The sequence below is a fragment of the Gammaproteobacteria bacterium genome (assembly GCA_019748175.1).
Taxonomy (GTDB): Bacteria; Pseudomonadota; Gammaproteobacteria; order JAIEPX01; family JAIEPX01; genus JAIEPX01.
Genome location: JAIEPX010000016.1, coordinates 22910 through 39408, shown reverse-complemented (window position 1 = coordinate 39408; position 16499 = coordinate 22910). Strand labels below are relative to the sequence as shown.

Sequence of the window (16499 nt, the reverse complement as noted above, 5' to 3'; positions counted from 1 at the left end):
TTAATGATTGAGGCTAATTTGGGGTGTGGGCCAATGTAACTCATTGATTTTATTTAGAAAATAACACTGTTCAAAATTTGACCAATTTGTTCAGAAGCCTGAGACTTTGAGAGGATAACCGACTTATTCTTGCCTTATCCACAAAGTTATCCACAGGTTCTGTGAGTAACTTTGGTTTGTATTTAGAAACAACTACTTAGAGAACGACTTCTATAGGGAACTTAACAGTGACCACTAAACCTGATCCTTCCTCAGGCTTTCCAAGAACGATTTCGGCGTTATGTAATTCAACAATTTGGGCCACAATTCCAAGCCCCAAACCACTACCTTGTGCTTTGCTACCCAATACCCTAAAGAATCGCTCAAATACCCTTTCACGTAGTTCAGGTGGGATACCTGGGCCATTGTCAGACACGACTAAATTAGCCGTATGGGCGTCGATATTAACGTAGACTTTTATCATGCTGCCTTCAGGGCAATACCGAATCGCGTTATCAACAAGATTTCTGATCAATATGCTGATTGCAGGGGCATTACCCGGAATTGTGATGGGCTCTACCTCGGCTATGAGCTCTATGTCGATATTTTTTTCTATAGCATGAGGTACCATTTCAGCAATTTGAGTACGTGCTTCTAAAACTAAATCAACTTTATCAAATTGCTGTAGAGTGGCTTGAGGGACCATACGGCTCATCGTCAGAAGTTGTTGAACCACATGTGAGCTGCGGTCAACACCCATCAAAATTTTATCTAATGCATTGCGTAGTTCAATTGGATCTTGAATATTAATAGCGACCTGAGTTTGAGTTTTTAAAGCGGCGAGCGGAGTGCGTAATTCATGAGCAGCATCTGCGGCAAAACGTTTTTCACGTTCAAAGGCATCACGTAATCGGCCAAATAATTTATTCAACTCATCTATCAGAGGTTTGATTTCAGCCGGGATAGCTTCGATATTTACTGCCTCAAGTGAACTCGGTGTTTTTTGTCGGACTTCGTTTGTAACTTGACGAATACTATCGAGTCCTCTACCCACAATAATCCAAATTAAAATCCCGAGAAAAGGATAAGTAATGAGCATAATAAAAATAGAGTCTTGAGTTACACGTCCTTCTAATTCTTCTCTAAAATCACTTCGTTCACCCACATCGATTCTCATTCCTGTTTCAACATCAACATTCGTAAAAACATGCCATAGCTGTCCATCTACCCAATTCGTGCTGAATCCTGAAATATTTTTAGCCAGTGGAACGAGTGGAGCAGAATGAGATTTCAATAACAGCTTCCCTTCTTTATCCCAAATTTGAAATTGAATTAATTCATACGATTTACCGTACATTTTTGTTTTTGTTCGTTGATAATAATCGCGAGCAACATCCGGTAAACGATCGATTTTTTTTTGAATTTTTTCAATGTTCTGAGTGCTCGATCCATCGCCCGTAAAAGATTGAATTGTTAAAGCTGCAAACGTTAACTGTGCATTTAAATGACGTTGGAGATCTTTGTGTTCGAGAAAAAGATTACCGATAATAGCTAAAGAGGTAATCAAGGTAATGCTCAACAATAAATTGATGAGCAAAAATGTCCGAATTGAAGGGGTCATTTCGGTTTATCAACCATATATCCAACGCCTCGGATTGTGCGAATAAGGTGACTACCAAATTTTTTGCGTAAATTATGAATGTGCACTTCGAGCGCATTACTATCAATTTCATCACCCCAACCATAGAGCGAGGAGGTCAAATGTTCTCGAGATAAAACGCGTCCTGCATTTTCTATTAATTTTAAAAGTAGGACAAATTCACGACGAGAAAGTTTAATATCTTGGTCATTGAATGTCACTGTATGGGCAGCAGGATCAATAATGATATTTTCATGTTCAATTTTGGGTGCTGCTCGTGATGTCGTTCGACGTTGTAAAGCCCGCATACGTGCACATAATTCATCAAGGTCAAAAGGTTTAACAATATAATCATCGGCTCCAGCATCAAGACCTTTTACGCGATCTTCAATTGTTTCACGCGCTGTTAATACAACTACTGGGGTTGCAATATTTTTTGAGCGAACTGTTTTGAGTACTTCAAGCCCCGATTTTCGTGGTAAACCGATATCCAAAACGACGATATCGAAAGTCTCACCTTCAGTGAGTAAGGCCTGTTGTGCAGACTGACCATCTTTGACCCAATCGACAGTGTAACCGTATTGTGTTAAACCATTTCGTACGACCTCACCCAACATCTCGTCATCTTCAACCAATAGTACTCGCATATTTTATCCTAAATGTTAGAAATACACACTATATTATATCCCGCATCTCTAATTCTGGCTACATTAACCTAGGTTCTGTACTTGAAATCTACTGCGAGGCCCGAATGCACTGAGTCTAAAGGCTTTTTGAAGTATGATATCCAAACATCACGTTATATCAATAAATAGCGAAAAAAAATTTATAATTAGAATAATTAGGCACGATACGAAGGTGAGCGATTAGGGCGTGAAAATTGAGGCGATCTACGCTATGCTTATCACTAGAGAGAGTCAGTCGTGAGCAACGATATTCGTTGATTTCTGACCTAGGGGAATATATTTAATAGATGAAGGAAATACGATGACAGCTGAGAGTGCGCGAAATCGCCAAAATATTATTGATGCCATTATTAAATCCGCAAAAAAGCAATTTCCAGCGAAGAAATTGTCACTTCTAACGACGTTTGTTCAACAATTTTTTTCAAATGTACCTCTAGAAGATTTAGAGGCCAGAAAGATCGAGAGTTTATACAGTATGGTTATTTCCCAATGGGATACGATCTATCAGCGGGAAGTAGAAGAATGTAAAATACGTGTTTTTAATCCTACAGAAATAACAGACGGCTGGTCTTCGAGCTTTACAGTCATTCAAATAAATCAATTAGATATGCCATTTCTTGTCGATTCATTACGAATGGAGTTGATTCGATTAGGGTACAGTACGAACTTGATTATCCAATTAGGTGGAATGCAAATACGTCGTAATGCTAATCATCAAATTGTTGAATTACTGCCTTTCGATTCAAAAGGTGAAGAGGTTCATTTCGAAGCTGCAATCTATATCGAAATCGAAAAAGAACACGAACCTGAAAAATTAAAATTTATCGAAGAAAATCTCCACCGAGTTCTCAATGATGTAGCTCTTGCTGTTAAAGATTGGGAAGCAATGCGTACACGCTTATACGATGCAATTGCTGAACTTGATAAAGAAGAAATCCCACTGGATCACGAAGAAATTGATGAAGCTAAGGCTTTCTTACATTGGTTGGTGAATGATCATTTTACCATGTTAGGTTATAGAGATTACAGCTTAACCGTACGTGGTAAAGAAACAATGCTTGAAATTGTTCCGAATTCTGGACTTGGTGTGTTGAGAGACGAAAGTAAAAGTAAAAAAAGCCGTAAATTATCTGAATTACCTACCGCAGCTCGTCAACAAGCACTATCAAAAGATATTTTGATTATTTCTAAAACGAACACTCGATCAACAGTACATCGTCCTGTTCATACAGACTATGTGGGTGTTAAACGTTTTAACAATAAAGGTGAAATTATTGGAGAAAGACGTTTTATTGGTCTTTATACCAAAGACGCTTATCACGATAACCCTCAGGAAATTCCTCTCCTTCGTCGAAAAGTGGCTTTAATTCTGAAAAAATCCGGTGTGCTGCATCTTGGGCATTCTGCAAAAGACATGATGAATATTTTAGAAACTTTTCCTCGTGATGATTTATTCCAAGGGTCGATTGAAGACCTCAGCGAGATGGCATTAGGAATCTCGCAACTGCAAGAACGCCGACGTTTGCGGTTATTTTTACGCAAAGATGCTTATAATCGCTATGTTTCGTGCCTTGTGTATTTGCCTAAGGAAAAATTTAACACTAGTCTTATTAGTCGAATGCAAGATGTATTAATGGAACAATTGGAAGGTACTGAAATCAGTTATTCCACTTTTTTCCCAGAATCTATTTTAACGCGAATTCATTTTGTGGTACGAACTGACCCGAAGAAAAAATTATCCATCAATACTAAATCGATAGAAGAAAAATTAGTTCAAGTGACTCAATCATGGTATGACAGAGTCAAAGTGCGAATGATAGATAAATTTGGTGAAGAAGACGGTGAAAAACTATTTCATCTATATAGTCACGCATTTCCGGCAGGGTATCGTGAATCCTTCAAAGCAAGTTCTGTCTTGTATGATATTAGTCATATTGAACAATTACGCCAAAATATCGATTTGGCTATGACATTTTATCGCCCAAAAAATACAGATCCTGGTGTATTTCGTCTTAAAACGTTCCGATACGATGAAAATATCCCACTTTCAGATGTGATACCAATGTTGGAAAATATGGGATTACGTGTTCTGAGTGAGCAGCCATATCAACTTCTAGTCGAAAATCGATCTGTTTGGCTTAATGATTTTCTTATGTACTATCCTGAAACGCATCCTATTGATGTTGAAAAAGTTAAAGATCGTTTTCAAGAGGCATTTTACGCTATTTGGCTCGGATTATCAGGCAACGACAGTTTTAATCGATTAGTTTTAGCCGCAGAATTAACGTGGCGTGAAGTTATAGTTCTTCGCGCGTATGCAAAATATTTACATCAAGCTCGATTTCTATTTAGTCAACATTATATTGAGCAAGCCTTTACGAATAATCCTGGCATTGCGCGATTAATAGTTGAATTTTTTCATGAACATTTCGATCCTAGTTTGGAAAAAGGACGGGCAAGTCGCATCATTCAACTTGAAAAAGGTATTTTGCATGCTCTGGATCATGTCACAAGTCTCGATGAAGAAAGAATTTTTAGTCGTTATATAGCCTTAATTAAAGCAACATTGCGCACGAATTATTATCAGCTCACCACTGCGGGTAAAAATAAAGATTATTTATCATTTAAACTTGATCCTAAGAACGTCCCAGATTTACCACACCCTTTACCGATGTTTGAAACCTTTGTTTATTCTGTCCGATTTGAGGGCGTTCATTTAAGAGGCTCAAAAGTTGCTCGTGGTGGAATTCGTTGGTCAGATCGACGAGAGGATTATCGCACGGAAGTATTGGGGTTAATGAAAGCTCAATCAGTTAAAAATGCTATTATTGTTCCTTATGGTGCTAAAGGAGGATTCTATCCCAAAACCTTACCCGCTGATGCGACTCGTGAAGAAATTATGCAAGAAGGTATCCTTTGTTACCAAAATTTCATTCGTGGATTGTTAGATTTAGTGGATAATCTTGATGATGGAAAAATAACTACTCCCGCAAATACTGTTCGTTACGATGAAGACGACCCATATCTTGTTGTTGCAGCTGATAAAGGAACTGCAACGTTTTCAGATATCGCTAATTCAATTTCTGCAGAATATAGTTTTTGGTTGGGTGATGCTTTTGCATCAGGTGGTTCGGCCGGATATGACCATAAAAAAATGGGTATTACAGCCAAAGGTGCTTGGGAATCTGTTAAAAATCATTTTCAGGAGTTGGGTGTTGATACGCAGAAGGAAGATTTTACCTGCGTTGGGATTGGTGATATGTCAGGTGACGTGTTCGGAAACGGCATGTTACTGTCTGAGCATATTAAATTAATCGGTGCTTTTAATCATCTGCATATTTTCCTGGATCCAAATCCTGATCCGGCAGTGAGTTTTAAAGAACGTAGTCGATTATTCAATTTACCTCGCTCGCAATGGTCAGATTACAATAGCGAATTAATTTCTAAGGGTGGAGGTGTATTTGTACGTAGCGCGAAAGCTATCAAATTATCATCTCAAGTACAAAAAATGCTAGACACGGATAAAGATACCATCGAACCGAATGAGCTGATTCGACTATTATTAAAGGCAAAATACGATTTGTTATGGAATGGTGGTATTGGTACGTATGTTAAAGCAAGCATTGAGACCGATGCACAAGTGGGTGATCGTACCAATGACGCATTAAGAATTAATGGTAGTGATTTACGTTGTAAAGTCGTTGCAGAAGGTGGAAATCTCGGTTTTACACAATTAGCACGCATTGAATACGAATTAGCGGGTGGTCGAATTAATACTGATTTTATCGATAATTCTGGTGGTGTTGATTGTTCTGACCATGAAGTCAATATTAAAATACTTTTGGATCGTATTGTTGCCGCTGGGAAGCTTACACTCGATCAACGGAACAAATTGTTGTCTAGCATGACGGATGAAGTGTCAAAAATTGTTTTGTTTGATAATTATTCTCAAGCTCGCGCGATCACGATGGCAGTTAAACAATCCGCAGAATACTTAGAATTATATAGACAATACATGGATTTTTATGAACAGAGTGGTCGCTTGCCACGTGCTCTTGAATTCTTGCCGGATGATAAAATGTTAGCCGATCGGAAAGCTGATGGTCTTGCGCTTACAAGACCCGAAATTGCTGTTTTAATGGCCTACAGTAAAATGATTCTTAAAGAACAGATTTTAGCGTCAGATTTGCCTAAAGATCCAATTTTATTGCCTTATCTGGAATCGGCTTTTCCAAAACCGTTGTCAACAAAATACCTTGATGAAATGAAGCAGCATCGATTGTTCCGTGAAATCATCGCTACACAATTAAGTAATGATTTAGTGACCAGTTTAGGGATCACTTTTACCTTTCAAATGCAGGATGAAACAGGTGGTTCAGCTGAAAGTGTCGTTCGCGCCTATGTGACAGCAAAAGAAATTTTCGGCATGAGTGATTATCTCAAAGCCATACAGTCACTAGAATATAAAGTGGGAGCTGATGTTTTATACGATATGTCACTGAATGTTACTCAATTAATTCGTCGAGCAACTCGATGGTTTTTAAGAAATCGACACGGCCACTATAATATCCAAGAAACCGTAAATCAGTTTAAAAAACCCTTGCAACAACTTTCAGAATCACTACCAGAACTCCGAAGCGGTAAAGCAAAAACACATTATAATGATAAATTGCAAAATTTAACAAAATCAGGTGTCCCTCGAGAGATCGCACGACTGTTTGCTTCCTCAGGAGATATCTTATCTTTATTAAATATTGTTGATGCGGTGTCAGGCAGTAAGGCTGACCTCATAACGGCAGCTGGGCTACACTTTATGTTGATTGAGCATCTTGATCTACGTTGGTTCCGTGAGCAAATTAACTCATATCCAATTACGAATCATTGGGGTGTTTTAGCTCGCGCTGCTTATAAAGCGGATTTAGATTCACTTCAAAGGGCAATTTTGATGAGCGCTATTTCGACTTATTCAAAAGGTACTAATCTCCAACAGCATGTTAAATCGTGGCTGAATAAGAAATCTGGGCACGTAAAACGTTGGGAAGCAATGGTTATTGATTTGCGTAATAGTTCAATCTATGAATTTTCGATGTTGACTGTCGCTATGCGTGAATTAGTCGAATTGGCCCGTTCGAACGATAATGCTAATGAAAAGGCTAAATAATCGGCGGAGGGAGGCATTCAATGCAAAAGACTCAACTAACAAATGAATTTGTATTTCAATCCCACTTTAAAGACATTGAAGGACAGAAAATTCACTATGTCGATGAGGGTAGTGGTGACCCTATAATCTTTTTACACGGAATTCCAACGTGGAGTTATTTGTGGCGCAATGTAATTCCTGTTATCTCTCAAAAATACCGATGTATTGCACCCGATTTAATCGGTATGGGTCTGTCTGATAAACCGGATATTCAATATACCGTATTTGATCATATACATTGTATGACTCAATTTCTTGATTCCTTTGATTTTGAGAAGTTCACATTAGTCATGCACGGGTGGGGATCCGTGATTGGTTTTCATTACGCCATGCAACATGAAAAACGAATTAAAGGTTTAGCTTTTTTAGAAGCGCATATTCGGCCCGTGACACATTGGGACGCATTGTCATTGCCTGTTCAACAATTTTTGTCGCTGATTCGTGATGAAGAACACGGTAAAGTCGAAGTTCTTGAAAATAATTATTTGATCGAAACCATTTTGCCTTCCGGAGTCTTAACTCCTTTGAGTGAAGATATTATGGCTCAATATCGAAAACCTTTTCCCAATGTCGCTTCACGCAAGCCGCTTCTGCAATATATTCATGATTTTCCAAAAGGTAACGGCGAGCCTGTTGATGTAGTGGCCTTGATCCGAGAATATTCTAATCGTTTGAAAAATTCTGATGTGCATAAGCTAATGTTTTATGGCGTTCCCGGTTTCATGACGAATATCGAGGATGCTCAGTGGGCTAAAGAAAATTTCTCGAACCTTGAGCTCATTGATTTAGGTGAAGTGATGCATTTCGCACAAGAATGTTCCCCCCTAACAATGGCGAATGAATTTTTGGAATGGTACGAAAATATTCCTGTCAAAATCGAGGCTCAATCTTAATCAGATTGCTGTTTGTTAACTTATTGATTTTAAAGAAACTTTCCTGCCCCATTGGAATAGTTTAATACATTATCTATGTCATCAATTTTGCCCTTGTAATGCTGATGTTTTCGTTCAGCAATAAAGCTTGACTCACCCATAAAAATGTGTAACATCGTTGCGAGTTTCACAACTAAAAAGGGATTTTCTGCATGAAAAGTATTTCATCAAAAGCATTATTGCTTACTGCCGCTTTCACCTTAGCCACTTCTTTTTCTTTGTCAGTTCACGCTATAACTCTTCGAGATACTGTTCAAGAAACCGTTATGTCGAACCCCGATGTACAAGTTTCTATGAAGGTTAAAAGAGCTTCGAATGAGCAGGTGAATCAAGCTAGAGCAGGTTATCTTCCTACTCTTAACGTGAACGCAGCCTACGGACGTGAAAGATCAGAAAACCAACAAAATAGAGTAAACGGACCTAATATTAAGACGAACTTATGGCGCAGAGAGCTTGGTGTGGAATTGCGGCAAAATCTTTTCCGTGGATTCGATACATGGTATGAAATGAAACGTACCAAAGCGAAAACAGATGCCGATAGTTATTTAGTTTGCGCAGCCGCTGAAGATCAAGCACTTCTTGCAACTCAAGCCTATATCAATGTTCTAAGAGATCGCGAACTTGTACAAGTGGCACGACGAAATCTACGTGCTCATGAAGGCTATCATTCAATGATTTCTCAGCGTGGTAGATCGGGTGTCGGTCGTGAAGCGGATAATCATGAAGTGAGTGGTCGATTGGCTCTTGCTAGATCCAATTTATTCGCCGTTGAAAACGATTTGGCAAATTCTGAAGCATTCTTTTTCAGAGTGACAGGCATGCACCCAGCCCAGCTATCATTACCTACAACACCCGGAAGACCATTAATTCCAAGTTCATTGGATGAAGCAGCAACCATTGCATTACGTTACCATCCGAAAATGCGCAGTGCTGTGGTTGATGTTGAAGAAGCCCGTGCACAGCATAATGTATCTCATCGAACGGCATTCCCAGTGGTCGATATTGTTGCAGCCGCTGAAAATAATCGGGATGTCGATGGAGTAGAAGGACCTGATAAATCCTTCCGCGTAATGGGTGAATTCCATTATAATTTATTTAATGGCGGAGCTGATGTAGCACGTCAACGTGAAACAGCGTATTTAACACAAGAAGCTGCTGACATTCGCAATCGTACTTGCAGGCAAGTGATTGAGAACTTACGATTATCGTGGAACGCCATGTTAACGTCTGAAGACCGATTGCCTTCTTTAAGAGAGCATTCGTTAGCGTCTAAAAGATCCTTGGGTTCTTACAACGAGCAATTTAAATTAGGCAAACGTGAATTGCTGGATGTACTTGATACAGAAAATGAAAATTTTGCCGCAGATTCTAATTTTATTCGTGGTTGTTACGATGCATTATATTCTCGGTATCGAGTGCTCGATGCTATGGGGCAATTGGTAAACTATTTACATGTTAATTTACCTACTGAAGCTCATGAGCTGTATCACACCTATCAAGAAATTGCGAGCCCAGCACGTTCTGGTCGCCAATATGATGCTGGTTTAGAACAACAAGATTTTCCATCGAAGTATTATCATAAACAAGAACCTATTCATCGTAATCAACCCTGTAATACTTTAAGTTGTGCTGGTGTTATTACTCGTCGATTTACTGGTAAACGGCTTGATGGCGCATTTGGTTATAAAGACGGTTTGCATTCTGTAGTGATGCATGAGGAAAAGAAAAAAAATCAAAAAGAGCCTAAAAAACTTAAAGCAAAAGCTCATCGAAAACATCATGATGCTCATGTAAAAGAAAATGCATTGCAATCAGTTGCACCTGAAAAAGAGATTCAAAATTTGCCTGTGAATGAGTCTAAAGAAGCGGAGAAAAGTACGGCAGCACCGGTTGAGCCAACCAGTAATGTGGTTGTGAGCCCGAGTGCAGAAAAGAAAGAAGTTAAAGCAAATGAAAATAACGTTCCTGAGTCAACAACAGTAACGTCTCAGCCCGAACCTACTGTTCAAACAGAAGCTGAGAAACCTGTTGCTAAAGAGGAACAGCCTAAACGTGCTGAGGCTGCAGCAGATAAACATGCTAAAGCTAAGAAATCTTGGGCGGTTAAAGTAGGTACTTATACTTCTGATAAAGAAGTAGAGAAGTCTATCGAAAAACTTCAAGACAAAGGTTTTGATGGTTTCGTAAAAGAAATCAAAACGCCTGACAATACAACAACAGAAGTTTATGTAGGACCCACGAAGCAAAAAAGCTCAGCGGAAAATCTCTATCATAAACTAATGCAATCGAATATTTCTGGATCTGTTGTTCCTGTCGAAGACAGCGAATAAGACTTTAGGAGTTATCGGGAAAGGGGTCAGGTGACCCCTTTCTTTTTTATGCTCTTAGAAACTGAGAATGACTTAGCCAATTATGATCTGGATAATACGCAACTAATACTGAACCACCTTTGATAGTGTTAATCACATATTTTGCCAATCGCGCTGGAACAGCAGGGCAGCCCCAACTTCGTCCAATATGATGTGCGCCTTCATTAACATACCAAGCACCGTGCATGACGATGGAACGGCTATAAGCATTAGCATTAAATCCACGCTCTAACCCTTTGAGTCTTAGAGAAAAACCATTATGCCCATCATAGGTGGTATCAGTCACATACACCCCTAAACTCGACTTGTGGGTACCGGGCTGGTCTGAGAAGCTTCTAGCATACAGATCGCCTGTTTGAGCCCCATGACTCACAACTGTGTTCAATAGCAGTTTATTGTGCTGAAGGTCTAGCACCCACAATCGGCGACTCGTTGAAGGCATGGAATAGTCAATAATCGTTAAGATATCGGAATGTGTGAGGCCGCGTAGCTTAGCTTTTAAATGGGCATTATAGGCCAATGTAGCGACATTACTGTTAAGACCAGTAGGTCGGCTGCTGGTCAGTATGCTGGGTTTGGAATGGAATTGAACGGCTGAATAGCTAGCAGGAGACGTAAGGGCACAAATTGTTAAAAAAATGGCAAAAAATAACTTATTAACCATAGGATTTTACCTTTAATAGAGTTTAGTTTATTTATTTGACACTCTGGGGGTGAAAAACCCCTAAAAACAGCGTTTTTAGCGAGAGCCATCCTGTTTAGAGAGGGGCATATCTGGCCTTCTCTATTATTTTATCCGGAGACCATTTTACCAGATCTGGCGAGGATTGCAACCCTTTAAGCCATGCTAAACCCTTGATAACTTTTATAAGGCAGCTATCAAGGGAGGGCTAAGAAATTTGCTAATTATTAGTAGCTATATCGTTATGTGATTTTTCACTAATAGCAACCGGAACTCCGAGCTGATGCTGAATTGCTTGTTCGACGAGATCCCAATTAACCTTGACATCATGACCTTTCACAGCGTCTCGAATCGCGTCGTCTGCAGAAATAATATTAAAATGACTGATAGGGTCTGAAATATTGACGGGGACATGTGCTTCAATGTAGAGCTTTCCATCATTCCAACCTATTTTATACGGATAGTGAATGATACGCACTTTTTGGCCAATATTGACGTTGTTAAAGAGTTCTTCAATATCAGGAGACATGAGTCTAATACAGCCAGAACTAACGAGCTTGCCAACGCTCCATGGTTGATTGGTGCCATGAATCAAGTAGCCGGCTTTTTGCATATAAATAGCGTACTGACCTAATGGATTGTCAGGCCCTGGGCCCATATATTCAGGGAGTTCTTTACCTGTTTGTTCGAATACAAAATCGCGAATAGAGTTCGGAACAAACCAGGTGGGATCTTTTTTTTTGTTCACTACGACACTATCCACAATAGGAGTTCGCCATTCACGACGACCTAAACCGACAGGATAAGTGTAAACATATTTTTTATCGGGGCTAAAATAATAGAGGCGGAGTTCTGCTAGATTGATCACAATACCATCACGAAACGGAGGAAGAACGTAAGCAGTTGGGATGACGATGCGTTCACCTCGGTGTATACGTTGAGGGTTAACATCAGGATTGGCTTCCATAATTTCGTGCCAACCAATATTGTAATCGTTCGCTATTTTTAGGAGCGTATCACCAGATTCAGCTTCAACAGTAATGACTTGCCCAATAACATCTGATCCTTTGGGTGGCATCGGATAGGTTGTGGCTGAACTTCCTGTGGTCCACAACAAGCTAAATAATACTAATGTTACAATCTTTGAAGACCACTTGTGCATAACGGTTATTCCTTATTCCAATAAAGAGTCAGGTAATCAATGTGAGATCGCTCCCACATTGATTACAGATAACCTTCAATAGAGTAAAATCGAGCGCTAGAAATTAATCCCTTCTTCCAGCAAAGAAACTGAGAATCTGCAACAAACTAATGAACAAATTAAAGAGAGAAACAAATAATGACACGGTAGCCATTATGTAATTTCGTTCACCACCTTGAATGATCAAGCTCGTCGTAAATAGTATATATCCTGATGAAATTACGGCAAATGCACCCGAGACAATGAGTTGGAGCATAGGAAGATTGAAAAATATATTGGCGATTCCTGCTAAAAATGCAGCAGTTACTGCAATAAATAAAAACCCACCCATAAAGGTAAAATTACGGCGACTTGTAATGACGTACGCTGATAAAGCAAGAAAAATAAGACCCGTAGAGCCTAGAGAGGTCATGATTAATTGGGCACCATTAGAGTATCCATGTATGGTCATGTTAAGAACGGGACCTATTGTGTAACCCATAAATCCTGTGAATGCGAAGCAGCTAACAATTCCCCATACTGAGTTTTGCAAACGAGTTGTTAGATAAAGTAAACCGAACATGCCAACCAGAGTTAATATAAAGTTAGGCTGTGAATTAATGCTCATTGAAAAATAGGCAGTAATTGCACTGAATAGCATTGTCATACCTAATAGCATATAGGTATTTTTTAAGACGCGGTTGATAGACACATCCGACGCTTGAATCGTTGCCATTGGTTGAAATTGTGGGTTCATTGTCGTCTCCTTAAGATTGAGAAACTATTATAGCATAACAAAATGTAAAAAAGAAATTGAGTCATGGACACGATGTATGATAGATTGCCTTGGTGAATTTGCCTGAGTATACTATCTGGTTGACGGGAGAGGTGGCTGAGCGGTTGAAAGCGGCGGTCTTGAAAACCGTTGAGGGGTATCCCCCCTCCCAGGGTTCGAATCCCTGCCTCTCCGCCATTTTGTAAGGTCTCAACTCACGTTGAGATCTTACAAAATGGGAGATGTAGGGCTCGAACCTGCTTAGAAAGGGGTTCGGCAAAATTGTAGGAACAATTTTGCAAGAGCGAAGCGAGCCCGAAGGGTGAAGATCAGGATGATCTGAATAATCCCTGCCTCTTCGCCATTTAGAAAAGTGTCAACATAGTCGATACTTTTCTAAATGCAGAAGGGCGGGAAGAGAACCCGCTAGAAGGGGTTAAAATTGTTTGTGAAGCAATTTTGACTCTATTTTTAAGAATGCTGTGTATGAATCCTTATAGAGGGTTTATTTAAATAGGTTGTTGTACTTACGTCTCGGAGAAATCACTTGATAAGAACACTAATCGTTGACGATCATAACTTGGTTCGTCATGGCATACAAAGTATGCTTAATGGGGTGGAAGGAATTAAGGTTGTTGGTGAAGCGCTAAATGGCGAAGACGCAGTAAAACTCGCAAGAGAAGTTCGTCCAGATGTTGTTCTGATGGACCTGAAAATGCCCGGAATTGGCGGTCTAGAAGCAACACGTAAACTACTTCGTATCGATCCTGATATCAAAGTTCTCGTTGTGACAGTGTGTGATGATGACATTTTCCCTGCTCGTTTATTACAGGCTGGCGCTTCAGGGTATTTAACTAAAGGCGCTAAAAAAGACGAGCTTATCCAAGCAATTCGAGCTGTACATTCTGGCCAACGTTATATTAGTCCTGCAATTGCACAACAATTAGCATTTAAGCATCTGACAGATGCGGATGATTCTCCAATAGAATCACTCTCTGAGCGAGAATTGCAAGTGATGTTGATGATCGTTAATGGGCTGCGTCCTGCAGAAATTTCAGAGAAATTATGCTTAAGCCCTAAGACTGTGAATAGTTATCGATATCGTTTATTCGATAAACTGAAAGTGAAAAATGATGTTGAGTTAACACTTTTAGCTATTCGACATGGCTTGATGGATTCTCAAGACGTAAAAACGACAGACGACGAAAGCTAGGTTCATGACGGAGTTTGATCCGAAAGCACTGCTTAAAAATCTTGCTTCGGCTCCTGGTGTTTATCAAATGTTTGATAAAGCTGGTGATGTTATCTACGTTGGTAAAGCTAGAAATCTCAAGAAACGTGTTTCGAGTTATTTTTCTCGTACACTCCAAGATCTTAAAACTCAATCACTCGTTGCAGCTATTACCAATATTGAAGTCACGTTAACTCGAACTGAAAACGAAGCATTACTGCTAGAAAGTAATCTCATTAAAAAATACTTGCCCCGCTATAATGTTCTTTTGCGTGATGATAAATCTTATCCGTATTTATTTTTATCTGCCCATTCAGAATTTCCTCGTCTTGATTTTCATCGAGGCGCAAAAAAAGCCAAAGGAAAATATTACGGACCTTATCCGCATGGTGGTTCAGTGCGTGAAACGTTGTCTTTGCTGCAAAAACTGTTTAAATTACGACAATGTTCAGATGCTTTTTTTCAAAATAGATCTAGACCTTGTTTGCAATATCAAATTAAACGATGTACCGCACCCTGTGTCAATTATGTAACTCCAGATGATTATCAAGAACAAGTTCGACATGTGCAATTATTTTTAAGAGGAAAAAGAGATCAAATAATTGATGAATTAATTGAAAAAATGCATCACGCTTCAAAGTCTCATGAATATGAAAACGCAGCAAAATTTCGTGATCAAGTCGCAACATTACGACGTCTACAAGAAAAACAATATGTCGTCGGTGATAAAGGTGATATTGATGTGCTGGGGGCATTTTTAGAAATGGGTGTTGTGTGCATTCATGTGATGACAATTAGAGCAGGGCGATTACTCGGTGGTAAAGCGTATTTTCCGCGTGCACCCAAAGGCGTGACGCTTGAAGAAAGTCTAAGCAGTTTTATGAGTCAGTATTATTTGAATATGGTGCGCAGTGAAACAATGCCAAAAAGAATTGTGCTCGGTATTTCGTTTGAAGATCAGGAGTGGTTAGCCTCTGCATTATCCGAACAATTAGAGTCTGATATTAAAATTGTGACAAAAGTGCGAGGGTTACAAGCTCGTTGGTTGGAGATGGCTAATACGAATGCGCAATATGCATTAACACAACATTTAGCGAATAAAATGAGCTCTTTTAAAAGGATGGAAGCTTTACAACATGCATTACATCTTTCAGAGATACCCCAAGAAATTGAATGTTATGATGTGAGTCACACGCAAGGTGATGCCACGGTTGCTTCGTGTGTTGTATTTAATTGTGAGGGTGCAAAAAAATCAGATTATCGACGTTTTAATATTCATGATGTAACGCCGGGTGATGATTATGCAGCATTAGAACAAGCGCTCAAAAGACGTTATACAAAATTGAAAAAGGCCAATGATAAATGTGCCGATATTATTTTAATTGACGGTGGAAAAGGGCAGTTGCATGTTGCTGAACGGGTTATGGAAGAATTGCAAGTGAGTGGAGTTTTATTAATTGCTATTGCAAAAGGACGTTCTCGTAAACCAGGAATGGAAGTATTAATCGTGTCTGGGCGCGATCAAGAATTACGTCTTGCAGCTGATTCTCTCGCCATGCATTTACTGCAACAAATTCGTGATGAAGCGCACCGTTTTGCCATTACTGCGCATCGTGGTCAACGTAATAAAGCTCAGCAGCATTCTTCTCTTGAAGATATTCCAGGCATTGGTGCAAAACGACGTCGCGCAATACTTCAGCATTTTGGTGGGCTTCAGGAGGTTCGTCGTGCTGGGGTGGAAGCCATCGCTAAAGTTTCAGGTATTAGTTTAGAACTTGCGCAAAAGATCCATGATGCACTGCGATAGTTTTATATTATTACAATGG

10 protein-coding genes and 1 tRNA gene are annotated in these 16499 nt (G+C 39.5%); 6 read left to right on the top strand and 5 right to left on the bottom strand.

The genetic code is table 11. The features are described from left to right. Positions 1 to 196: 196 nt before the first annotated feature. Positions 197 to 1600 (bottom strand): two-component sensor histidine kinase, encoded by a 1404-nt coding sequence (locus K2X50_08150; protein MBX9587213.1) that lies wholly within the window; start codon positions 1598 to 1600, stop codon positions 197 to 199. Then, positions 1597 to 2265: a response regulator transcription factor gene (locus K2X50_08145; GenBank protein ID MBX9587212.1), complete on the bottom strand. Its 669-nt coding sequence runs from the start codon at positions 2263 to 2265 to the stop codon at positions 1597 to 1599. The genes K2X50_08150 and K2X50_08145 overlap by 4 nt, the downstream gene beginning before the upstream one ends. A 340-nt stretch (positions 2266 to 2605) precedes the next feature. Between K2X50_08145 and K2X50_08140 the strand changes: the two genes are divergently transcribed. The 3 genes from K2X50_08140 to K2X50_08130 all read left to right on the top strand — a co-directional run bounded on the left by K2X50_08140 (position 2606) and on the right by K2X50_08130 (position 10766). Further along, positions 2606 to 7465 carry an NAD-glutamate dehydrogenase gene (locus K2X50_08140; GenBank protein MBX9587211.1) on the top strand — a complete coding sequence of 1620 codons (4860 nt, stop codon included), beginning with the start codon at positions 2606 to 2608 and terminating at the stop codon, positions 7463 to 7465. A 20-nt stretch (positions 7466 to 7485) separates the two neighbouring features. After that, complete coding sequence (locus tag K2X50_08135; GenBank protein ID MBX9587210.1) at positions 7486 to 8397, top strand: haloalkane dehalogenase; 912 nt, start codon at positions 7486 to 7488, stop codon at positions 8395 to 8397. 191 nt (positions 8398 to 8588) lie between these two features. Beyond that, positions 8589 to 10766, top strand: a complete 2178-nt coding sequence (locus tag K2X50_08130) for a TolC family outer membrane protein (GenBank protein MBX9587209.1) — start codon at positions 8589 to 8591, stop codon at positions 10764 to 10766. Between the two features lie 46 nt (positions 10767 to 10812). On the opposite strand, the gene K2X50_08125 is transcribed toward K2X50_08130, so the two are convergent. The 3 genes from K2X50_08125 to K2X50_08115 all read right to left on the bottom strand — a co-directional run bounded on the left by K2X50_08125 (position 10813) and on the right by K2X50_08115 (position 13424). Continuing rightward, positions 10813 to 11469 carry a murein L,D-transpeptidase catalytic domain family protein gene (locus K2X50_08125; protein ID MBX9587208.1) on the bottom strand — a complete coding sequence of 219 codons (657 nt, stop codon included), beginning with the start codon at positions 11467 to 11469 and terminating at the stop codon, positions 10813 to 10815. A gap of 238 nt (positions 11470 to 11707) precedes the next feature. Beyond that, positions 11708 to 12649 carry a L,D-transpeptidase family protein gene (locus K2X50_08120; GenBank protein ID MBX9587207.1) on the bottom strand — a complete coding sequence of 314 codons (942 nt, stop codon included), beginning with the start codon at positions 12647 to 12649 and terminating at the stop codon, positions 11708 to 11710. A 103-nt stretch (positions 12650 to 12752) separates the two neighbouring features. After that, a complete protein-coding gene (locus K2X50_08115) occupies positions 12753 to 13424 on the bottom strand; it encodes a Bax inhibitor-1/YccA family protein (GenBank protein MBX9587206.1) in 672 nt (223 codons plus the stop codon). A gap of 125 nt (positions 13425 to 13549) precedes the next feature. Between K2X50_08115 and K2X50_08110 the strand changes: the two genes are divergently transcribed. From K2X50_08110 to uvrC, 3 genes are all read left to right on the top strand, one after another. Continuing rightward, positions 13550 to 13640: transfer RNA gene (locus K2X50_08110), tRNA-Ser, on the top strand. Between the two features lie 349 nt (positions 13641 to 13989). Beyond that, complete coding sequence (uvrY, locus tag K2X50_08105) at positions 13990 to 14655, top strand: UvrY/SirA/GacA family response regulator transcription factor (GenBank protein ID MBX9587205.1); 666 nt, start codon at positions 13990 to 13992, stop codon at positions 14653 to 14655. A 4-nt stretch (positions 14656 to 14659) separates the two neighbouring features. Next, on the top strand, positions 14660 to 16480 hold the full coding sequence (gene uvrC, locus K2X50_08100) for an excinuclease ABC subunit UvrC (GenBank protein MBX9587204.1): 1821 nt from the start codon (positions 14660 to 14662) through the stop codon (positions 16478 to 16480). The last annotated feature ends 19 nt before the right edge of the window (positions 16481 to 16499 follow it).